The organism is Streptomyces sp. NBC_00690 (assembly GCF_036226685.1).
In the GTDB taxonomy this organism is placed as follows: Bacteria; Actinomycetota; Actinomycetes; order Streptomycetales; family Streptomycetaceae; genus Streptomyces.
The window spans coordinates 3,796,066-3,818,033 of record NZ_CP109009.1 but is presented as its reverse complement, the minus strand read 5'-3'; the positions used below and the strand labels follow the sequence as shown (position 1 = coordinate 3,818,033).

At 69.6% G+C, this 21,968-nt stretch carries 16 protein-coding genes and 1 pseudogene; 6 read left to right on the top strand and 11 right to left on the bottom strand.

The genetic code is table 11. The annotated features are described in order from the left end of the window. Window positions 1–3: 3 nt before the first annotated feature. Complete coding sequence (locus OID54_RS16740; RefSeq protein ID WP_329020409.1) at window positions 4–588, bottom strand: hypothetical protein; 585 nt, start codon at window positions 586–588, stop codon at window positions 4–6. Between the two features lie 226 nt (window positions 589–814). Between OID54_RS16740 and OID54_RS16735 the strand changes: the two genes are divergently transcribed. Then, a complete protein-coding gene (locus OID54_RS16735) occupies window positions 815–1,429 on the top strand; it encodes a hypothetical protein (RefSeq protein WP_329020406.1) in 615 nt (204 codons plus the stop codon). A gap of 32 nt (window positions 1,430–1,461) precedes the next feature. Here OID54_RS16735 and OID54_RS16730 read toward each other — a convergent pair whose 3' ends face one another. The 9 genes and pseudogenes from OID54_RS16730 to OID54_RS16695 all read right to left on the bottom strand — a co-directional run bounded on the left by OID54_RS16730 (window position 1,462) and on the right by OID54_RS16695 (window position 11,304). Next, a complete protein-coding gene (locus tag OID54_RS16730) occupies window positions 1,462–2,709 on the bottom strand; it encodes a cytochrome P450 (protein WP_329020404.1) in 1,248 nt (415 codons plus the stop codon). A 2-nt stretch (window positions 2,710–2,711) separates the two neighbouring features. Beyond that, window positions 2,712–3,356 (bottom strand): GTP-binding protein, encoded by a 645-nt coding sequence (locus OID54_RS16725; RefSeq protein WP_329020402.1) that lies wholly within the window; start codon window positions 3,354–3,356, stop codon window positions 2,712–2,714. After that, window positions 3,331–3,675, bottom strand: coding sequence for a DUF742 domain-containing protein (locus OID54_RS16720; protein WP_329027566.1), 345 nt, complete (start codon window positions 3,673–3,675; stop codon window positions 3,331–3,333). Before OID54_RS16720 ends, OID54_RS16725 begins: the two co-directional genes overlap by 26 nt. Before the next feature lie 93 nt (window positions 3,676–3,768). Further along, a pseudogene (locus OID54_RS39210) lies at window positions 3,769–3,927 on the bottom strand (DUF742 domain-containing protein); the annotation flags it as partial. Next, on the bottom strand, window positions 3,924–4,355 hold the full coding sequence (locus OID54_RS16715) for a roadblock/LC7 domain-containing protein (protein ID WP_329020400.1): 432 nt from the start codon (window positions 4,353–4,355) through the stop codon (window positions 3,924–3,926). The gene OID54_RS16715 and the pseudogene OID54_RS39210, both read right to left, overlap by 4 nt. Beyond that, window positions 4,352–5,902 (bottom strand): ATP-binding protein, encoded by a 1,551-nt coding sequence (locus OID54_RS16710; RefSeq protein WP_329020398.1) that lies wholly within the window; start codon window positions 5,900–5,902, stop codon window positions 4,352–4,354. Before OID54_RS16710 ends, OID54_RS16715 begins: the two co-directional genes overlap by 4 nt. A 484-nt stretch (window positions 5,903–6,386) precedes the next feature. Further along, window positions 6,387–6,812: a hypothetical protein gene (locus tag OID54_RS16705; RefSeq protein WP_329020396.1), complete on the bottom strand. Its 426-nt coding sequence runs from the start codon at window positions 6,810–6,812 to the stop codon at window positions 6,387–6,389. Window positions 6,813–7,396: 584 nt separating this feature from the next. After that, entirely contained in the window at window positions 7,397–10,339 is a 2,943-nt protein-coding gene (locus tag OID54_RS16700; protein WP_329020394.1) for an AfsR/SARP family transcriptional regulator, read from the bottom strand. A 167-nt stretch (window positions 10,340–10,506) separates the two neighbouring features. Further along, a complete protein-coding gene (locus tag OID54_RS16695) occupies window positions 10,507–11,304 on the bottom strand; it encodes a polysaccharide deacetylase family protein (protein WP_329020392.1) in 798 nt (265 codons plus the stop codon). Window positions 11,305–11,565: 261 nt separating this feature from the next. Here OID54_RS16695 and OID54_RS16690 point away from each other — a divergent pair, with 261 nt between their 5' ends. The 3 genes from OID54_RS16690 (at window position 11,566) to OID54_RS16680 (ending at window position 15,159) form a co-directional block, all read left to right on the top strand. After that, window positions 11,566–12,417 carry an SMI1/KNR4 family protein gene (locus OID54_RS16690; RefSeq protein WP_329020390.1) on the top strand — a complete coding sequence of 284 codons (852 nt, stop codon included), beginning with the start codon at window positions 11,566–11,568 and terminating at the stop codon, window positions 12,415–12,417. Between the two features lie 67 nt (window positions 12,418–12,484). Further along, window positions 12,485–13,126, top strand: coding sequence for a pentapeptide repeat-containing protein (locus OID54_RS16685; RefSeq protein ID WP_329020388.1), 642 nt, complete (start codon window positions 12,485–12,487; stop codon window positions 13,124–13,126). A 464-nt stretch (window positions 13,127–13,590) separates the two neighbouring features. Then, a complete protein-coding gene (locus OID54_RS16680; RefSeq protein WP_329020385.1) occupies window positions 13,591–15,159 on the top strand; it encodes an APC family permease in 1,569 nt (522 codons plus the stop codon). A gap of 16 nt (window positions 15,160–15,175) precedes the next feature. Here OID54_RS16680 and OID54_RS16675 read toward each other — a convergent pair whose 3' ends face one another. Beyond that, complete coding sequence (locus OID54_RS16675; protein ID WP_329020383.1) at window positions 15,176–15,532, bottom strand: hypothetical protein; 357 nt, start codon at window positions 15,530–15,532, stop codon at window positions 15,176–15,178. 257 nt (window positions 15,533–15,789) lie between these two features. Between OID54_RS16675 and OID54_RS16670 the strand changes: the two genes are divergently transcribed. Together OID54_RS16670 and OID54_RS16665 are read left to right on the top strand one after the other, a co-directional pair. Then, complete coding sequence (locus tag OID54_RS16670) at window positions 15,790–18,372, top strand: bifunctional FO biosynthesis protein CofGH (RefSeq protein WP_329020382.1); 2,583 nt, start codon at window positions 15,790–15,792, stop codon at window positions 18,370–18,372. A 163-nt stretch (window positions 18,373–18,535) separates the two neighbouring features. Further along, on the top strand, window positions 18,536–21,670 hold the full coding sequence (locus OID54_RS16665) for a tetratricopeptide repeat protein (RefSeq protein ID WP_329020380.1): 3,135 nt from the start codon (window positions 18,536–18,538) through the stop codon (window positions 21,668–21,670). Window positions 21,671–21,968: the final 298 nt, after the last annotated feature.

Sequence of the window (21,968 nt, the reverse complement as noted above, 5' to 3'; positions counted from 1 at the left end):
CCGTCAGCCCTGCGGCGTGACGGTGCCCTCCGGCGGGACACCGATGATCGAGCCGCACGCCCGCGCGGCGCGCTTGGCACCCGCGGAAGCCGAGTCCCAGGTGACTTCCTGCCAGAACCCGTCGGAGTCGGGGTCGGGGAAGTCGGGAGCGCCCTTCTCCTGCATGCACTTCGCGTACTTCTTCTTGGTCTCGATCTCCTTCTTGCTCAACTTGCCCTGCTGGACCCTCTCCACGCTCGTCGGAATCACAGGGTTCAGATCACTGCACCCCTCCACGGCCTTGCTCGCCTTCGGATCCTGCTTCATCTTGCCGGCGTCCCCGAGATTCACCTCACCCTTGGCATCCGGGTCGGGAGCGTCGAGGCCCTTGTCCCGCAGGCATTGGACCCACTTGCGCTTCGCTTCGATGTAGGTGGCCAGTTCACCCGTCGCCGCCTTGTCCTTCTTGGCGTCGGACTTCTCCTTGACCGAGGCGACCTCGTCCTTGCCGTCCTTGCTGTCTCCACCGCAACCGGTGAGCGTCAATGCCACTGCCGACGCCATTCCCACCAGCATCAGCCGGCCACCGAACCCTCGACGCGCACCCATCCCGGAACTCCCTCGTCATTCGTCGCCGTCCGACCACGGAGGTGTTCGGACGGCCCGAATCTAGGACCGGCATGTTGAAGAACCGATGAAGAAGCCATCAAGAACTCTTCCGGCCCCAGTCGGGTCCGCGGCCCTGGTGTCTGCGGTCATGGCGTCCGCCTATCGCGCCCGCTCATGAGTACGACTACTCAAGCGTCGCCAGCGGCCCCGCCGTACCGTTCTCGCCATGCGCAGCAGCGGGCAGAAGCACTGGTACGTCCTGGCGGGATTGCTCGTCATCGGCATAATCGCGGCCGTCACGGTCATCGTGCCGCGTGCGGCTGACCTGTGGAACGGCGAACCCCATCCGGTCGCCGACCCCGACACGGTCGCCGTGCGGGTCCAGGAACGCTCCCGGGACGTCTTCCTGGAACTCGGGCTGCCCGACCCGGTCGTGCCCGGGTACAACACCCTGCGTTCGTCACGCTGCAAGCAGACTTCGTTGATCAACTCGGGGCGCGTCGACCGCAAGGCGATCGGCGTGCGGCACAACTGGGCCGTGCGGCAGATCGACGAGCGCACCGCACGCGCCGCCATGGAGAAGGTCGCCGATCGGCTCTTCGGCGCCGGCTGGAAGGCGGGGTACGCCTATGACAACGAGGGCCCCGACTGGTTGGAGGTCGGCTCCCGCTTCGAGGACCCCACCACCGGTGACATCGTCTCCGTACAGTGGGGCAGCTCTCGTCTGATGCTCGTGGTGAACGTGGAGTCGCCCTGCGCGCGCATTCCCGGCGACCATGCGAAGTCAGCCGGCGGTTCATTCGAGTGGACGACTTCCACCCCGTTCACCGTGCCCCGTTGAGCCGTCGCCGCACCCGTTCCGGCTCCCGTCGCTCAGCGGGCTCCCGGTACATCGAGCGCACGGGGTGTGAAGCGGACGGGAAGTGCGGTGAGGCAGCGGTGGAACGGGCCGGGCCGCCAAGTCAGGTCGGGCCGTGCGGTGGTGAGGTCGAGGTCCGGTAGCCATTGGGTCAGCCGCTCGATGGCCTCGGTGGCGATGAGCAGCGTGTGGTGCTTGACCGGGCAGGCGTGCGGGCCCGCCGAGAAGGACAGGTGCGAGGCGTCATGCGGATGGTGCCCACCGGCCGGCCGCTGCTCCACCTCCGCGAAGTGGGCGAGAGCGCCGTACGAGATCACCACCGGCACCGCCTCGCGCACCCACACGCCGTGGAAGCTCACGGGCTGACGCGCGTAGTGGATGCCGTAGTTGGACATCGGGGTCTCATAGCGCAGCACCTCCATCACGGCATCCATGATGGGACGCGATCCGCTGGTGAGGGTGGTGTAGTACGCCGCATTGCCGAGGATGCGTGAGAGGGCGTTCGACACCAGGTTGGCGGTCGGTTCAAGGCCCGCCGCCAGGGTGAGGAAGACCTGCCAGGTCACCTCCTCGGGGGTGAGCTCCAGTGGGTGATCGAGCAGCCAACTGGTGAGGTCGTTGCCGCGTTTGGTGGTCTTGGCAGCGATCAGCTCCAGTACGTAGCGCCCGTACTCCTGCTCGCCCAGCGCCGCCTTCTCGCCGCCCTCCATCATCGCCCCGATGGAATCGCGGAGGCGGTCGCCCTCGCGGTCCGGCAGCCCGAAGAGACTGTTGAAGACCAGGGCCATCAGTGGCCTGGTGAAGTCCCGCACCAGATCCGCGCCGCCGTCCGGGCCGAACCCCGAGACGAGGACGTCCACCGCCCGGTGGACGAGTTCACGCAGGTCATGGGGTTCGATCAGGGCGAACGCGTCGACGAGGGTGCGTCGGTAGCGAAGGTGGTCCTGGCCGTCGGCGAACAGGGTGTTGGGCCGCCAGCGCATCATGCCCAGCACCGGCGAGTCCTCGGCGACGGTCACTTCCCACGGGCGCGGATCGCGGGACCAGGTCTCGGAGTCCTGGAGCAGGTCGAGAGCCGCCCGACGGTCGACGACGACGTACGCAGGCACCCCGGGCGCGAGTTCCGCCCAGCCGATCGGGCCCTGGGCCCTCAGTCGCTCGTAGTGGCCGTGGGGATCGGCGGCGAAACCGTCCTCCCACAGGCGCACCGGGGTGGCGAGGGAGAACGCTTCGGCGGAGGGGGCGAGATGGGCGGGATGCATCGTCAGCTGGGCTCCGGACTCGGGACATCGCGGGATATCAGGTGCTGGACCAGGGCGAGGAGGGCATCGATGGAGGCGTTCCGGTCCCGGGCGTCGCAGGCCACCATCGGGGTGTTCGGCTCCAGATCGAGGGAGGTGCGCAGTTGCTCGACCGTGTACTGCCGGGAGTCGGGGAAGGTGTTGAGCGCCACCGCGTACGGCAGGCCCGACTCCTCCACCAGCCCCAACACCTCGAAGGAGTCGTCGATGCGCCGGGTGTCCACGAGCACCAGGGCGCCGAGTGCCCCGTACGCGATGTCGCTCCACAGTGCACGGAAACGTTCCTGCCCAGGGGTGCCGAAGAGGTACAGCACGATTCCCCCGTCCAGGGAGATCCGGCCGAAGTCGATCGCGACCGTGGTGGTGGTCTTGTCCCGCACCCCGGCGAGGTCGTCGACCGACACGGAAGCCTCCGTCAACTGCTCCTCCGTGTGCAGCGGTCGGATCTCGGACACCGAGTCGATCAGCGTCGTCTTGCCGACCCCGAAGGGGCCGGCAACCACGATCTTCACCAGTTCACGGGCGCTGTCCGGCAAGTGCAGGCCGCTAGAGCCGTACGGGCCGCTGGCGCTCGGCGCGGCGCTAGAGCTTGAGGGCGCGGAGACCATCGGCGACTCTCTCCAACAGATCAGGGCGGGCCTGGGCGGCATGGGGGATCGGTGGGCGGGAGGCGACCAGCCCCCGGTCGATGAGCTGGGCCGCCAGTACACGCACGGCGGACACGGGCAGTTCCAGCAGGGCAGCCGTCTCGACCACGGTCAGCGATCCGCCGTCCAGGACCTCCAGCAGGCTGCGCTGGGCGGCGGTGAGATCGGCGGGCAGCGGCGGATTCGGCGGATGTGGACACGGCGGGCTGACGACGGCCGCGGGGGGCGGTATGGGACGAGCGGTGTCGTGCGCCGTCGCGAATCCCGGTGGGAGCGGCACGGCGTCATCGGCGTCGGGCGGTGTGCCCAGGGCCGGTGCCTCGGTCGCCCGGGTACGGGCGCCGCTCGCTGGGGGCCCGTACCCCTCGTGACCGTCCCCGCTGGGACCGCCCTGCGGCGAGGCCGGGTCCGTACCGCCGACCAGCCCGGTCAGTACCGAGAGACGCTCCAGGCTGTTGCGACTCGGCCGGGCCCGTCCTGCCGTGGACAGGTAAGCGGGGACCAGCGGCCGACCGCCCCGGCGTCCGGTCATGCGGTACCGGGGCCGTCGACTCCGCGGGGTGCCGCACTCATCGCCTTCTCGCCGAGCCGGGCCACCTGCGAGTGCACCCGGTGGGCCAACAGGTCCAACCGGACTTCCGGGTCGCCGAAAGCCGCGACACAGGTCCCGTGACGGGTGGGCGCGACCAGGATGTACCCGTGGTCCGACTCGACCACGACCTGCCGCACCTCCGCACTGTCCTCGTCCGCGAAGGCCGCAGCCGCCGTACGGCACGCGCCCTGCACGGTGCTGGTGATCGCGGCGACCCGCTCGGCGGACGGCCTGGACAGCCGATCGGAATAGCCGGAGACCAGACCGTCCCGCGTCAGCAGAACGGCGGCACGCACATGGGGAATCTCCAGGATCGGATCGAGTACCCATGCCGTGTCGCCTGTTTCGCGGGAGGTGCGGCTGGTCATCGGGGGTCGTTCCCTTCCCATTCGGCTGCGCTGCGCAGGGGTTCGGCCGCTGCGCGCGGAGTTTCGGCTTCGGTTCGTACGGGCTCGGCGTTGCGGGCGGCCAGGGTGCCCGCTTGCAGCGCCCCGAGGGCCGCCGCTGCCTGTTCGGGGGTGCGTACGGGGGCGTAGGGGCGGGCCCTGACGGATGCCCCGGTGGCGGAGTCGGGCCGGGTCCGACGACGACGGCGGGGCAGCGCATCGCTCTCGGCCCCCTGCGGCATGGAAGGCGCCGCTTCATGGGTGATCGGCTCCTCCAGCGGCGACCTGGCACCGCCGCCGCCCGGCGGGGCCGGTGACGGCTGGACCACCGCAGGCTCCGGAGCGGTCGCACCGCGCTCTGCGGGCACGGCGGCCGGTGTCGATGACGCTGCGGGACTCTCGTCGGTCGGCTGCCCCTGGGGTCCGGGGGAGTTCCTGGTGGAGTGCGGCGCGGCGGCGGACGGCGGATGCACCGTGGGATCGAGGTGGCTCAGCAGATGGTTCTTGACCAGCAGCACCGCCCGTACCCCGCCGTAGGGGGAGGGAGACGAGAGATCGACGGAAAGATCGAACTGCCTGGTCAGTTGGCCGATCGCGGCCAGTCCCATCCGCGGCGGATCGCCCAACTCCGACAGCAGGATGGGGTCGTTGCCCGCGACCATGCGCTGTGCGTAGGTGCGTTCGTCAGGCGCCATGCCCACGCCCGCGTCATCCATGGTGATGGTGACACCGTGGTGGGCGCGCTCCAGATTCACGGTGACCACCGTGTCCGGGGACGAGTGGCGCAGCGCGTTGTCGAGCAGTTCGGCGACGATGATGGCGACGGGCTCGACGGCATGGGAGACCAGTGCCGTGCCGTCCTCAAGATGGTTGCTGATCCGAATGCGCTGATAGCCGGCGAGCCGTGACTGGCCACCGGTCACCGCGTCCACGAGATGGGATTCCTCGCGGGCGAGTCCCACCCAGGCACCACAGACCACGGCGGCGACCTGGGCACGGCGCAGTGACTGTTCGTTCTCGTGGTCGAGCGCGAAGAGGGTCTCGGCCAGTTCGGGTTCGTCGTAGCGCTGTTGGAGTCCGCGCAGGACGTCCTGGAGCCGGTACAGCCCGGCTTGGATCTCCCGGGTGGTGCCGCGCATGCCCGCGCGGGCGGCTGCGTCGACGCGCTTGCGCTCCTGCGTCACCGCGGACAGCAGCCCTTCGAGCACCTGGTTGAGGCCGGCGCCCAAGGCGCTGCCGGTCAGGAGGTCGGGGCGGAGCGGTCCGGGAACCTTGATATGGGAATGCACGGATTGGGTCGCAGCGGCCGGGAGCCGGCGTTGGGCGAGGTGCACCACTTCGGCAGTGATCGCCCTTGAGGTGCGGCCGACTTCTTCGCGGGCCGATTCCAGATCCGCGCGGAGGGACGCGATCTCGTCATGCTGACGCGCGTGTTGACGACGTGACCGCAGCAGTCCGCCGCCCATGACGAACGCTGACAGGGTCCCTACGGCCAGGCCGATGGCGGCCAGGTCCGGTATCTCGATCATCGAATAGACCTCGGGAAGGGTGCTGGTCAGGGCCGCCTGGGGATTGACCTGGCCCAGTAGACACTGTTCCCGAGCGATCTCGGTAGATCTTGCCGCAAGAAATTGTGAAGTTGTGTTGCAGAAAGGGAACTTGTGATCGGGCCGGGCTGATCACCTGTCAGGGAAGGCGCATGGTGAGCGCACATTTTCGGCCAGCTAGTCCTGGGTGTAGCGGATCACGGAGTTCTCGGTACCCGGCCTGGTTTCGGACTACGTCCCGGTCTATGTCTCGGCCTCGGTCTCGTTGCCGGGTGCCGGGTGCGCGCATGGCTCGGCCGCGACGGCTTTTCCCCCGCGCCGCCGCGGCCGACATCGTGAGCAGTCCTGCATGAGCCATGAATGAGTCGTGCATGGGTCATGCAGTCGTGCGGTCAGTTCATGCAGTCATGGGCTCGCACGCCCATCCCCGTGTTCGTCCCTGGATCCGTGTGTGGATCCGTGTGGATCAGAACCTCGGCGCTGCGGGCGTGTGGTGGTCGCCCTGCGTCGTCGGCCCGCCGTCCTTGGGCGGGTTGGGGGTGTGGTGATCCAGCGGAGTGGTGATGATCCCGTCCCGCGGAGGTGTGGGCGTGTGGTGGTCCAGCGGAGTGCTGGCGACCCCGTCCCGAGGAGGCGCCGGCGTGTGGTGGTCCCGCGCCACCGCGTCCCGCGGCGGGGTCGGGGTGTGGTGGTCGCCCAGTGTGGTGACGACTGCGTCGATGGGCGGTACGGGCGTATGACGGTCTTCCTGCGGCGTGAGGGCGCCGGCCTTGGGCGGGGTGGGGGTGTGGTGGTCCCCCATGGTGGTGATCCCGTCCCGCGGCGGGTTGGGCGTGTGGTGGTCGCCCAAGGTGGTGATGTCGTCTGGGGCCTTGTCGTTCATGTCGCTCATCTTGTCCCCCATGAGTTTGCCTTTCGATGAACCAGAAAGAGCCTTCCGCCCGGAGACTCCCCCGAGGGTCGCCGGACGGAAGGCCATAGGACACTCACTCTCCCCCCGGAGAGGTGAGGGCCCTGTGCGATCCGTCTGCCCCCCGACGCGACGGATCGACTGGATAGGAGCATGTCGGACGGGCATAAACATTCGATGAACGTCCTGGCAGAAAGCTGTCACAGAGGGGCGGACGGCCGGATTTGTCCACAGGAGCGGACATGGGCGAACGCACACGCTCCGGGTAGCGGGCCCGGACGAACCGGGAGCGGCGCGGCGCCGGGAAATCACTCGACCGGTGGACCGGTGACGCACCACGGGCGCATATCCGGCGCCCCTCGCACCGCCCGGCACTCACCGGAAGCCGTTCAGCAGCCACCGGTGCGCTGCTCGCACGACGGCCCCGCACGCCGCTTTCCTTTGGCGGGGCACCACCACACCCCGAGCGGGCATTCGATCAGATGGCCGAGAGGTCATCATTCCGAGAGAGGGGCCGGACCGGCAACCATCATCGGGAATGGGGCGTCCGGTTACTGACCCGGTCGTCAGGCCGCGCTGAGCGGAGCCAGCAACTCCCGTACCTCATCGGCCTCCACCGCGCCCGATGCCTCGTGCAGCGCCAACGCCTCCAGCCAGCAGGCCCGCGCCCGGTCCGCCTGGCCGAGCGCCGCCAGCGCCCTCCCGAGCGTGATCAGCACATTCGCCCGGGTGCGGTCCCCGCCGATGCAACCGATCGCCAGGGCCTGTTCGGCATGTTGGGCGGCCCGTGCCGTACGTCGTGCCGAGTAGTGGGCCTGGGCGATACGGAAGTGGGTCGTCCCCTCCCACAGCCGCTGTCGACTTGTCTCAAAGCGGTCCAACGCCTCCGAGAGCTGCTCCAGCGCTTCGGTCGGCCGCCCCGCCTGGGTCAGTGCCACCCCCAGTGCATAGCGGGCGTTCGCCAGCCGCAGGGTGTGCCCGATGCGGTCGTAGATCTCCACCCCCTGCTCGGCCAGCGCGATCGCCTGGGCCACCCGTCCCGTGGACAGGTGGATGCGGGAGAGGTTGCACAGGGCGCTCGCCTCTCCGGGCAGATTGCCGTCGGCGCGTGAGCCCTCCGTGGCGCGGCGCAGATGCTCCTCGGCCTCCTTGAAGCGGCCCTGGTTGAAGGCGATGATGCCGCGGTCGTTGTCGGACCAGTAGACGGGCGCCGGATCGGCAACCGCTTCCGCGAGCGCCGCGGCCTCCTTGGCTTCCTCGTCCGCGTGCTCGTAGCGGCCCGCCACGAGGTGGACATTGGTCATCGACGTACGGGCCCGTGCCTCGGTGCGCGGGTCGCCCGAGGTGCGGGCGGCATCGCCGACGGCAGTCGCAGCGATCTCGTACAACTTGGAGTTGGCGCCGGATTCGGCGAGGTCCTGGGCGGCCCACAGCAGGTCGACGGCCAGCCTGAGCCGGTGCCCGTCCGTCGCCTGTCGGGCCGCGGCCAGCAGGCAGTTGGCCTCCGAGTACAGCCAGTCCTGGGCCTCGCGCTGATCGTCGAAGGCCAGCCCGTCGTGCACGGTCGGCCCGACGTGGTCGACGAGCCGGTCGCCGGGGCGCTCCATCCCATACACCCGTGCCGCCGTCGCCAGATAGAAGTCCAGCAGCCGCGACAGTGCCGCCTCGGCCTCCTGCGGTGTCTCGTCGCGCTCGGAGCAGGAGCGGGCGTAGAGGCGTACCAGATCGTGGTATCGGTAGCGGCCTGGCGCCGCCGACTCCAACAGGGAGGTGTCGACGAGGGCTTCCAACAGGTCCTCGGACTCGTGCAGGGGCAGCCCCAGGACGGCGGCTGCGGCCGTCAACGAGATGTCCGGGCCGTCGGCGAGGCCCAGCAGCCGAAAGGCGCGGGCCTGGGTGGGCTCCAACTGGCCGTACCCCAACTCGAAGGTGGCCTTCACCGCCAGGTCGCCGGCCTGGAGTTCATCGAGCCGGCGGCGCCCGTCGGCGAGCTTGGCCGCGAGCACGGAGACCGTCCACGTGCGCCGGGCCGCCAGCCGCGAGGCCGCGATGCGGATCGCCAGGGGAAGGAAGCCGCAGGCAGCGACCACGTCGAGGGCGGACTCACGTTCCGCGCCCACCCGCTCCTCACCCACTATCCGCATGAACAGCTGGAGGGCCTCGTCCGGCGACATCACATCCAGGTCCACCAGATGTGCCCCGGCCAGATCGACCATCCTGACCCGGCTGGTGACCAGGGCCGCACATCCGGCCGTACCGGGCAGCAGGGGCCGGATCTGGGCGGCGTCCCGAGCGTTGTCGAGGAGCACCAGGACCCGACGGCCGGCGAGCGTCGAGCGGTAGAGCCCGGCGCGTTCCGCCAGCGAGTCGGGGATCGAGGTGTCGGGCACGCCCAGCGCCCGCAGGAACGCCCCCAGCACCGCGACCGGTTCGGCGGCACGGCTGCCCGCGCCCTGGAGGTCGATGTAGAGCTGCCCGTCCGGGAAGTGCGGCCTGGCCTCGTGGGCGACGTGGACCGCCAGCGTGGTCTTGCCGACGCCACCGATGCCGGCGAGTGCCGAGACCGCCATGACGGAACCCTCGGCGGTGGCGAGCTTGCCGCCCAACTCGCGCACGAAGGAGGCCCGCCCGGTGAAGTCGGGGACCGTGGCCGGCAGCTGGGCGGGCTGGGCGATCTGGGGCGCGGGCGCCTGCTCATCGTTCGGTCGGGCCAGTTCGGCGTCCGCCTGGAGGATGCGCTGCTGGAGCCGGGAGAGTTCGGCACGGGGGTCGACGCCCAACTCCTCGGCGAGCAGCCGTCGGGTGTCCGCGTACACGGCGAGTGCCTCCGCCTGCCGTCCGCTGCGGTAGAGCGCCAGCATCAGCAGTTCCCGCAGCCGCTCCCGCAGTGGGTGTGTCGCGGTGAGCGCGGTCAACTCCGATACGGCCTCCGCGTGGCAGCCCGATTCCAGATCGAGCTCCAGTCGGGTTTCCAGGAGTTGCAGACGCCATTCGTCCAGTCGTACCCGCTGGCTCTCGGCGTACGGGCCCGGAACATTGGCCAGCGCCTCGCCGTCCCAGAGGCCGAGGGACTTGTTCAGCAGGGCCCTGGCATGGTTGCGGTCACCCGTCGCACGCGCCTTCTCCGCCTCGACGGCCAGTTCCTGGGCGGTGGAGAGGTCGAGGCAGTCACGCCGTATCCGGATGGCGTAGCCGCCTGATTCGCTGACCAGAGCGTTGACCGAGAGGACCTTGCGCAGCCGGGACGCGTACGTCCGGACGGCTGCAAGCGCTTGCGAAGGCGGGTCGTCGCCCCAGATGGCGTCGATCAACTCGGCTGCGGTCGCCGTGCGCCCGTCCCGCAGTAGCAGCGCGGCCAGCAGCGCCCGCTGTTGGGGTGATCCTGAGGGCAGGGGATCCCCACCGCGCCAGGCCCGTACCGGCCCCAACACGCTGAAACGCAGGTCAATGACGTCACTGGGCGCTGGAATGCGCTGCTCCGGTACGCGTGGCCCGCGGTCACGGTCCATAGCTGCCCCCTGCCCGAACTGCCGATTCGCACCCGACAGTCTGCCCTGAACCGGGCGGCCCCGTCAGCAACGAAGCGCTTCCTCATCGTGCTTTTGCACGTGCGGGTGCGGGTGCACGGGTGTGGTCGGACCGTTTGAGGGGGGCCGGGCGGGTCCCGGGGCAGGCATTACGGGCGGTAAACCTCACCGGGGTTGGCCTTGGCGGGCGCCAACAGTTGGGACACGGTGACGAACGTATAACCGCGGTCCTTCAGCTTCGCGATGATGCCCGGGACAGCGGGGACCGTCCCGTCGTAGATGTCGTGCAGCAGGATGATGCCGTCCCGCCCGGCCTGCTTCAGGATGCGCTTCTCGATGAGGGCGGAGTCATTGGTGGAGTAGTCCTTGGCGGTGGCGCTCCACAGGATCTGGGCGAGCCCGAGTTCCTTGCTGACCGCGGTGACCTCGTCATCGATCCGTCCCTGCGGCGGGCGCATCAAGGTCGGCTCGGTGCCGGTGATCTTCGATATCGCCTGCTGGGTGAGCTCCAACTCCTCGCGTATCTCGTTGCGGTTGAGCTGGTCGAGCCTGCGGTGGGTCCAGGTGTGGTTGGCGACCTCGTGCCCCTCATCGGAGATACGTTTCACCACCTTCGGGTACTTCACCACGTGGTGCTTGCCCAGCAGGAAAAAGGTCGCCGGGACCCGCTCCTTCATCAGCGTGTCGAGCAGTTGAGGGGTGTCCTTACCCGGGCCGGCGTCGAAGGTGAGCGCGATGCACTTGGCCTTCTCGCAGTCCACCGGCGCTTCGGGCGTGACCGTGGTCGCCCGGACCGTCTTCGTGGCGCCCTTGAGGGACTTGCCGTCGGACCGGGCGTCGGACCGGGCGTCCGCAGGAGCGGTGGTGTCCATGGAGCAGCCGGCGAGCGTCAGTGTCAGCGCGGCGACAGCCGCCGCAGTGACGGTCCTCGTCCTGGAGATGGGCATGGCGGAACTTCCCCCGAGAGGTCGATGGGTACGGGTGCGCAGAGGGCCGCGCACCTGGTCGGGGGCGCAGTGCCTCCGGAACTATACACACGGCGTATACGCGCAATGCATAGTCCCCCATGGAGACGGAGATCCGGTCGTATGGGTTGCCTCGGGAGATGAAGTCTTTGCAGGTGGACCGGGGTGAGGGTGTCGGCGATGGAGTCCTGGCCCACGGGTTCCCCCGCACCCGGTGCGGACCTCGTTCGTACACTCCCGCTCATGACGACCATCGACGATCTGACCCGTCTGGTGCCGCCGCCGCGCTCACCCGTCGCCGCACGAGGCGACTGGGCGCAGGTGGAGAGCGCGTTGGGCCTAGCGCTGCCCGCCGATTTCATGGCGCTCGTCGAGCGCTATGGAACGGGCCAGTTCGTCGACTTCGTCACCCCGCTCAACCCCTTCGGAGACGGCAGCCCGCTGCTCCAGTGGTCCCGGCGCATCCTGGCGGAGGAGTCGGAGTCCCGGGAGGAGTACCCGGAGGAGCACCCCCACCCCTACTACCCCGAGCCCGGTGGGCTGCTGATGTGGGCGGGCACCGACAACGGGGATCGGCTCTGCTGGCTCACCCAGGGCGCACCGCACACCTGGCGGACGGTGGCGTGGAATCCGCGGGGCCACGGCTGGTCCGTCCATCCGTTCGGGGCGGTCGCGTTCCTGCATCACTGGCTGAGCGGAGAGACGGCGGTGCAGGGGCTGCTGCCCGCGCCGGAGACCGCACAGCCGTGGTTCGACCCCTTCGTCGAGCGGGTCCACGTGAACATCAGGCTCGTCGGTCCGCCACGGGACGACCCTGACTATCCCGAGCGGTTGCGGATCCTGCGTGCGGCGCTGGCGCCGACCGTCGATCGGGGCGGCGTCGATGACGGCGACGGCATCCGACAGGACCACTTCGACGTGCCCGAACGAAGGTGGAAACTCACCTACGAGACGGCGTACGGGCATCAGATCCGGCTTGGCCATCCACCGGCCGACGAGGAGCACGCCCGGACCGCACTGCTCGCCGCCGTCCGGGCGATGGGGTGCACGGTGGAGCGGGTCACCACCCGGCTGGGAGAGCCGGCCTGGCGCTGACCGCTCGATCGGCGCCGGTGCGATGGGCGCGGCGGCACTGTCAGTGGGGGCGTGTTCAATCGGATGCATGGCCATCCGACGTGAGCGTGCGCATCCCGACCCCGCCTCTCCCGAGGCTTCCGCCCCCGCCGAGAGCGTGGTCGTCGGGGATGAGGACTGGTACGGAAGGGATCTGTCGGACCAGCGGTACACCCGGCACACCTTCTACGACACCGACTGGACGGAGGTGGTGAACGAGGGCGGCATCTTCGACGAGTGCACCTTCTCCGGGGTGCGGTTCAACGCCTCGCGGCACAGCAGCGCCGCCTTCACCAACTGCACCTTCAGACGGTGCACCTTTTTCGACACCGTTTTCGAACAGTGCAAATTCGTCGGTAGCCAGTTCCATAACTGCACCTTCAACATCCTCCGGGTGACCGGAGGGGACTGGTCCTTCGTCGCCCTGCCGAAGGCGGATCTGCGGGGCGCCGCCTTCGACGGGGTGCGGATGCGGGAGTCCGACCTCACAGGCGCGCGGCTGGAGGGGGCATCGCTGGTGGTGACGGACCTCTCCGGCACCACCTTTCTCGGCGCCAACCTCTCCGGCGCTGATCTACGGGGGAGTGATCTGTCCTCGCTGAACCCGCTGGCTGTCCAAGTGTCCGGAGCGAAGATCGATCTGGAGCAGGCGGCCGTCATCGCCGGCGCGCTGGGGCTGGAGGTCACCTGAGGTCACCTGGCCGGTATCCGGGCCGTGGGCGGGGGTCTTCCAGGGGCTTTCCCGCCTCGGGGGACTGCGTCTAGGGGCGACGGGCGGCGGGCGCCCTTGGCGCTGCTGCGGGCGGCGGCGCGGAGCCGTCGGCGGTGGTGACTGATCTTCGGGGTTCTCGGTGGCCTTCGGGGGCTCGTGCCTCAGGGCAAAGATCATCTCGAGGGGCGCACTCCGCGAGGCGATTCCGCAGGGCGATCATGGGCGACGGGCGAGCGCGGGAAAATTTCAAAAGGTGCAAAACGGGCGGTGCTGCGGTTCTCGTACTTGCGAGTAGGGTCCGAATTCCTTGCAACCCGTGCCCTGCGTCCTTGGTCGATCTTCCATCTTTAGGTGATCTGTCGAAATCACCCGCGAAAACCAAGGTTCGATATCCAGACGGTATGCCTCCGCATGTGGAAACCGCACCCGTTAACGTCCTGTTCATGAGTCAGTTGGACGCGCGGCCCCTGGCCGGAGACACGGTAGGGGGTGCCCCGGACGGCGGCGCGTCCCGAAGCGGCGTACGCACCAAGGGGCTCGGTGGCAATTCCGTCGGCCTCACCGGCAGTGCCGTCATCGGCATCTCCACCGTCGCCCCCGTCTACTGCCTCACCTCGACGCTTGGCTCCACCACCGGTGAGGTGGGGCTCCAGATGCCCGCCGTCTTCCTCGCGGGCTTCCTGCCCATGCTGCTGGTGGCCTTCGCCTACCGAGAGCTGAACCGTGTGATGCCGGACTGCGGCACCTCCTTCACCTGGACCGTGAAGGCGTTCGGCCCCCGCCTCGGCTGGATGTGCGGCTGGGGCCTGGTGATCGCCACGATCATCGTGCTCTCCAATCTGGCAGGCGTCGCCACGTCCTTCTTCTGGCTCCTCGCCGGCGAGATCACCGGTAGTGAGTCCATCGCCGCACTCGACGACAACAAGGCCGTCCACATCACCACCGTCCTGATCCTGATCGCCGTCGCCACCGCGATCAGCTACCGGGGCATGACGGCCACCAAGGGCGTCCAGTACGCCCTGGTCGGACTGCAACTGCTGGTGCTCGGCCTGTTCGTGGCGATGGCGCTGAGCAAGGCCGGCTCCTTCGACACCTCGCTGTCCTTCTCGATGGAGTGGCTGAACCCCTTCGCCGTCCAGTCCTTCGCCGCCTTCACCGCCGGACTCTCGCTGTCGATCTTCATGTACTGGGGCTGGGACGCCTGCCTCACCGCCAACGAAGAGACCACGGGCAGCGACAGGACCCCGGGGCGGGCCGCACTGATCGCCATGGTCATCCTCGTCGCCTCCTACCTCGCCACCGCGGTGGCGGCGCAGATGGCCGTCGGGTCCGGTGACAAGGGCCTTGGGCTCGCCAACGCCGAGACCTCCGACAATGTCTTCGCCGCCCTCGCCGGCCCGATCATGGGCCCCGGCCTCGGTGTTCTGCTCTTCGTGGCCGTGCTCGCCTCGGCCGCGGCCAGCCTCCAGACGACCTTCATCCCGGTCGCCCGAACCGTCCTTGCCATGTCGACGTACGAGGCCCTGCCCGCCTCGTACTCGCGGGTCAACCCCCGCTTCAAGACCCCGGGCCGCGCCACGGTCGTCGCCGGTATCGCCACCGGTGCCTTCTATGCCGTGATGACCCTCGTCAGCGAGAACGTACTGATCGACACGATCTACGCCCTCGGCCTGATGATCTGCTTCTACTACTCGCTGACGGCGTTCGCCTGCGCCTGGTACTTCCGCAAGGAACTCCTGCGCTCCGGCCGGGACCTGGTCTTCAAGGGCATCTTCCCCCTCCTCGGCGGTGCACTGCTGGCGGCGGTCTTCGGCAAGACCCTGTACGACATGTGGGACCCGGCGTACGGAAGCGGCTCCGCGGTCTTCGGTGTCGGCTCGGTCTTCGTCATCGGCGTCGGGCTGCTGCTCGTCGGCGTGGTCATCATGCTGGTGATGCAGCGCAAGAGCCCGGCGTTCTTCCGCGGCGAGGTGCTCACCCGTGAGACACCGTCCCTGGTCGTTCCGGACTGACCCCGTCCGAGCGCGCTCATCTCATATAGGCCAGCACCGCACCCACCGAGACGAGTTGCGCCGCCCAGTGCAGCAACGTCACCGACGGCCTGGCCCGCTGGCTCCGGTAGAAGCGCTGGGGTGCGAACGAGGCGAACAGCCCTGCTGACGCGCTGATTCCGAAGGCCCACCAGGCGATGTACGACAGCTCAGATTGGGCGGCACAGTCGTTCGGGATGCAGTGGTTCAGCATCACGATCACCGCCGCGGCGAAGGCGGGCGCGAGCGTCGCCAGCCCGATCCGGGCGGCCAGCCGCCACTGTTGATCGGCCGTACGACCGGCGGTGCGGGCGGTCGTACGGGACTCCGGACGAGACGGGAACGAGTCAGCCATGGGGCCATTGCGCCACGCCCGGCAGCCCGATGGAATCCGCCCCGCTACTCAGGTCCGTACCCCCGTTCCGCTGCCGTACATGACGGTCTGATGAACGGGAACGGTCGCCACAGCCGGTGCCGCAGACGGCGGCACACCCGCCCACCGGCACCTCACCCCGTGGTGCTCGCCCACGCGCACGCCCCCGGCACACCCTGACTCGGTCAGTGCGCCCACCGGCCCCTTTACCGCCCCCGATCAGCTCGTATGCTCGATTCATGACGGATCACGAGCCCGCACGCCCCACCGAGAACTCCATGCGCCGCGCCCTCAAGCGAGCCAGGGACGGGGTCGCCCTCGACGTTGCCGAGACCACCGTCCTCCTCCAGGCCCGCGGCCGTGATCTGGACGACCTCTGCGCCTCCGCGGCGCGTGTACGGGACGCCGGGCTCGAAGCCGCCGGACGGCCGGGAATCATCACCTACTCCAAGAGCGTCTTCATTCCCCTCACCCGCCTCTGCCGCGACAAGTGCCACTACTGCACCTTCGTCACCGTGCCGGGCAAGCTGAGGCGCGCCGGCCACGGCATGTTCATGTCCCCCGACGAGGTGCTCGCCATCGCCCGCCGTGGCGCCGAACTGGGCTGCAAGGAAGCCCTGATCACCCTTGGCGACAAACCCGAGGACCGCTGGCCCGAGGCCCGCGCCTGGCTGGAGGCCGAGGGGTACGACGACACCATCGCCTACGTCCGGGCCATCTCCATCCGCATCCTGGAGGAGACCGGGCTGCTGCCCCACCTCAATCCGGGCGTGATGACGTGGACCGACTTCCAGCGGCTCAAGCCCGTCGCACCCTCCATGGGCATGATGTTGGAGACCACCGCCACCCGTCTGTGGAGCGAGCCGGGCGGCCCGCACTACGGCTCGCCCGACAAGGAACCGGCCGTACGGCTGCGGGTCCTCGAAGACGCCGGCCGTAGCTCGGTGCCCTTCACCAGCGGCCTCCTCATCGGCATCGGGGAGACTTACGAGGAGCGAGCGGAGTCCCTCTTCGCGCTGCGCCGCGTCTCCCGCTCGTACCACGGCATCCAGGAACTCATCCTCCAGAACTTCCGTGCCAAGCCCGACACGGCCATGCGCGGCATGCCCGATGCCGAACTGGACGAACTGGTCGCCACCGTGGCCGTCGCCCGGCTGCTCCTCGGGCCGTCCGCCTGCCTCCAGGCCCCGCCGAACCTGGTCGACGCCGAGTACGCCCGATTGATCGGCGCCGGCATCGACGACTGGGGCGGGGTGTCCCCGCTGACCCCCGACCATGTGAACCCCGAGCGCCCCTGGCCCCAGATCGACGAGCTCGCCCGACAGTCGGCCGCCGTCGGCTTCACCCTCGCCGAGCGGCTGTGCGTGTACCCCGAGTTCGTGCAGCGCGGAGAACCGTGGCTGGACCCGCGGGTGCTTCCCCACGTACGCGCGCTGTCCGATCCGCAGACCGGACTGGCCCGCCCGGACGCCATCCCCGTCGGACTGCCCTGGCAGGAACCCGACGAGGGCTTCACCGCCACCGGGCGCACCGACCTCCACCACACGATCGACACCGAGGGACGCACCCACGACCGCAGGGCCGACTTCGACGCCGTCTACGGCGATTGGGGCGCGCTCCGGGAGGCTGCCGCCCCCGGCATGGTCCCCTCACGGATCGACGCCGACGTGCGCCAGGCGCTGCGCACCGCGGCCGACGACCCGACCCGGCTCACCGACGACGAGGCACTGGCCCTTCTCCACGCCGACGGACCGGCCCTGGACGCCCTGACCGCCATCGCGGACGAACTGCGCCGCTCCGTGGTGGGTGACGAGGTGACGTACGTCGTCACGCGCAACATCAACTTCACGAACGTCTGCTACACCGGCTGCCGGTTCTGCGCCTTCGCCCAGCGCCGCACCGACGCCGACGCCTACACCCTCTCGCTGTCCCAGGTGGCCGACCGCGCCGAACAGGCATGGGACGTGGGGGCCATCGAGGTCTGTATGCAGGGCGGCATCCATCCCGACCTCCCGGGCACCGCGTACTTCGACATCGCCCGGGCCGTCAAGGAACGCGTGCCCGGCATGCACGTGCACGCCTTCTCCCCGATGGAGATCGTCAACGGTGCCTCACGCACCGGACTGTCCGTACGGGAGTGGCTGACCGCGGCGAAGGAAGCGGGACTCGACTCCATCCCCGGTACCGCGGCCGAGATCCTGGACGACGAGGTCCGCTGGGTCCTCACCAAGGGCAAGCTGCCCGCGGCGACCTGGATCGAGGTCGTCAGCACCGCGCACGAACTCGGCATCCGCTCCTCGTCGACCATGATGTACGGGCACGTCGACCAGCCCAGGCACTGGCTCGGCCACTTCCGTACGCTCGCCCGCATCCAGCAGGAGACGGGAGGCTTCACGGAGTTCGTGACCCTGCCGTTCATCCATACGAACGCGCCGGTCTACCTCGCCGGGATCGCCAGGCCGGGGCCCACGGACCGTGACAACCGGGCGGTGACCGCGATGGCGCGGCTGCTGCTCCACCCGCATATCACCAACATCCAGACCAGTTGGGTGAAGTTGGGCGCCGAAGGAGCGGCGGAGATGCTGCGCTCGGGCGCCAACGACCTGGGCGGCACCCTGATGGAGGAGACCATCTCCCGCATGGCCGGGTCCCGGTACGGCTCGTACCGCTCCATCAAGGGGCTGGTGGAGATCGCCGATCTGGCGGGGCGCCCGGCGCGGGCACGGACCACGCTGTACGGGGAGGTGCCCGAGGAGCGGCAGCGCACGGCGACCGAGGCGGACGGGCAACTGCCGGCCCTGCTGCCGTTGGTGTCGGAGTAACCCGCCCAACGCTGTACCTACCGCGCTTCGTAGCGGAGTTGCGCGCTCCGAAGCGGGGTAGGTCCGCTGCGTTCCACCCCTGCGCGGGCCTGGTCCCGGAGGTTATCCACAGGGGCTGACGGCCGGTGGGCGCAGCGGTCAGACTGATCACATGGTTCGGTCGATGCAGGACTTGTTGAAGCAGCGCAGGCTCGCCGGTTTTGTGGGCAGGCGGGCCGAGTTGGCGCTGTTCGAGGGCAATCTGTCGACATCGCTGGAGGACCCGGAGCACCACTTCGCCTTCCATGTCCACGGCAATGCAGGGGTGGGCAAGTCCTTCCTGGTGCGCCGGCTCGTCCACACCGCCAAGGAGGCGGGAGCGCTGACGGCCGCCGTCGACGAATCGGCGGCGAGCGTGCCCGAGGTCCTGGAAGCGGTCTGCGCACAGTTCGCCGCCCAGGGGTTCCCGCTGAAACCGCTGGAGAAGCTGCTGGCCACCTACCGCCAGCGCCGACACGAGGTGGAAGCCGCCGTCAGCGCTCCCGCCGCTGCACCCGATGCGGACCCGACGACCGGTGCCCCGGCGCCCACCACGGGCTCCCTCGTGGTCGCCCAGGCCGGGCTGATCGCGATGGGTCTTGTCCCCGGCGCCGGAGCCCTCACCGGGGCCATCGACCCCAACCGCATCGCCCACGCCACCGACAACGCACGGGCGGCCCTCAGCCGTCACTTCGGCAAACAGGAGGACGTGGCGCTCGTCCTCGACCCGGTGAAGGCCCTCACACCGGTCTTCCTGGCCGAGTTGGAGCGCATCGCCGACCGGATTCCCTGGATCGCGTTCTTCTTCGACACGTACGAGCGCACCAGCGCCTTCCTCGATCCATGGCTGTGCGACCTCCTGGCGAGCCGGCACGGCCCGCTGCCGGGGAACTGCCTCATCACCACCTCCGGACAACGCCCGCTCAACCCTCATGTCTGGTCGGACCACGCCGGACTGATCACCGAGATCCCGCTGTCGCCCTTCACCGAGTCGGAGGCACGCCAACTCCTCGCGGACAAGAAGGTCCATGACGAACGGGTCGTCAGGGACGTCCTGAGGCTCTCCGGCTGCCTCCCGGTCCTGGTCTCCACCCTCGCGGAGAACGCGGGCAGCACAGGCGCCGTCGACGACCCCAGCGCCACCGCTGTGGAGCGGTTCCTCAAATGGGAGGTCGATCCTGTGCGGCGTGCCGCCGCACAGGACGGAGCACTGCCCCGACGGCTCAACGAGGACGTGTTCCGGGCGGCCGTCGGCACCGACCAGGCCCCGGACCTCTTCGCCTGGCTCCGGTCGATGCCCTTCGTCATCGACCGAGGAGGCCGCGCGCAGTATCACGACGTCGTCCGGGAACCGATGCTGCGGCTGCGCCGCAACAGCTCCCCCGAGCGCTGGAGCGCAGGTCACGATCGCTTGGCCGCCGCGTTCGCGGGCTGGTGCGCGAAGGCCGGAGAAGGGCTCCGGCCCGCTGAGCGCTGGGCGCAGGACAGCTGGCGCGAACTGCGTCTGGAGGAGCTGTACCACCGGCTCTGCGCACAGCCGCGCGCAGCGCTGCCCGCCGCCCTTCGGGACGGCATCGACGCCTGCGACGCAGGGATGCCACGAGCCCGGCAATGGGCGCAGATCCTCATCGACGCCGGCATCGACGCCAACAGCGACGTCCTCGGCTCGCTGGGGCGGGAATCGCTGGGCGCCCTGGGGGACGACGGACGCAGATGCATCGAGCTGCTCGGTCTGATCCTCAGCCGGGCCGAACTGGAACCTGCGGCCAAGGTGACCGCCCTGGTCGTCCGGGGGCGCGACCGACGCAATCTCGGTGATCACGCCGAGGCGATGCGGGACTACCAGCGGGCCATCGCCCTGGACGACGCGTGCCAGCGGGCGCACTTCGGCCTCGGTGAGACCCATCGGCTGCTGCATGAGCACAGCGCCTCGCTCGAACACTTCGACCGGGCCCTGGAGCTCGATGCGGCGGACAGTTGGGCGCTCTCCAGCCGGGCCCAGAGCAAACACGCGCTCGGGCGCAGCGCGGAAGCCCTCCTTGATCTCGATGACGCCCTGGAGTCCAACCCCGGTCATGTGTGGGCACGGGTGCGTCGCGCCCAGGTCAGACGTGGGCTGGGAGATGGCGAAGGGTCCCTCCGTGACATCCGGCGCGCCCGCGAGCTCGACGCGGACAACCCCTGGATCGTCGGCGAGTACGGCGAGATCCTGCGCCACCTCGGGCGCAATGAGGAGGCGATCGCCCTCTATGACCGGGCGCTCGTCCTCGACCCCTCCTACGCCTGGGCGCTGGGCAGCAGGGCCATGGCGAAGAAGGCGCTGGCCCGCATCGACGACGCCCTGGCGGATCTGACGGCATCGCTGGAGATCGAGCCGGGCTATCTATGGGCGGTGTTGCGCCGGGCGGAGATCCATCGGGAGCAGGGCGACACCACGGCGGAGTTCGCCGACCTCGATCGGGTGGTGGAGACCTCCAGGGCCAAGGAGTGGGCCCACGCCCAGCGCGGCCATGCGCACCTGCGCGCCGGACGCCATGAGCAGGCGATCGCGGACTTCGATGCCTCGCTGGCCCACGACCCGTCCTACGCATATGCGCGAGTGGCCAGAGGCCGTGCCCGAGCGGGCCTCCAGCGGTATCCAGAAGCGCTGTCCGACCTCGACCGGGTGTTGGAGTCCGCGCCGGGCTCCACGGCGGCGCTGGAGGCGCGTGCCGCGGTGCACCGCGCACTCGGTGACCACGCAAGCGAACTCACCGATCTCGAAGCAGCGGTGGCCGCGGCGCCGCAGAACCCCGCGTACCGCGTGCTGCGCGGAGACGCGCATCGACGAGAGGGCCGGCACGACCGGGCGATCGACGACTACGACCGGGCGATAGCCCTCGCCCCGGACGACGGATGGTCGAGAGGGCGCCGAGGGCAGTCGCTGCATGCGCTAGGTCGCTGGGAGGAAGCCCTCGGGGACCTGACGCGAGCGGCGGAACTCCACCCGGACGAACCATGGATCGCGGCAGGGCGCGGGAGGACCCTCTTCGCTCTGGGCCGGCTGACGCAGGCCCGGGAGGAGTTGGGCCGCGCGATAGCCCTCGCACCGGACGATGCCCGCCCCTATCGGGTCCGCGCCCGTGTGCACCTGGCACAGGGCAGCCCCGCGCTCGCTCTGCTGGACGTCAGAGTGCTGCTGTCGCTGGGAGAGGGGGCGAGCGCCCGGGAGTTGCTGGAGGATCCTGCGCTCAGCGACGAACAAGAAGCCGACGAGCTTCGCCGCCAATGCGCCGGGTGACCCTCGTCGAGAGCGGGCCGACGCCTCAGCTGGGGCTCGGTGGGGCTGGGCGCCGCCGCTGGGCCGCGAGCCGGTGCAGCGGACCGACGCCGTACGGGGGGAGAACTGGCCGGCCCCTCGTTCGGAGTTCGGAGTTCGGAGTTCGGAGCAGGGCGAGGGCGGGCGCCCCGCTTGGGCAAGGCAGTCCTCCGTGCGCCGCGGGCCTCCGTCAAGGGCGGGCCAGGGACGGACCGGGGTGCCGAGCCGCTCCGGGCCAGCCCGCCGAACCCGGCCGAAGCCCGGTCGGCGTATGGCCTCG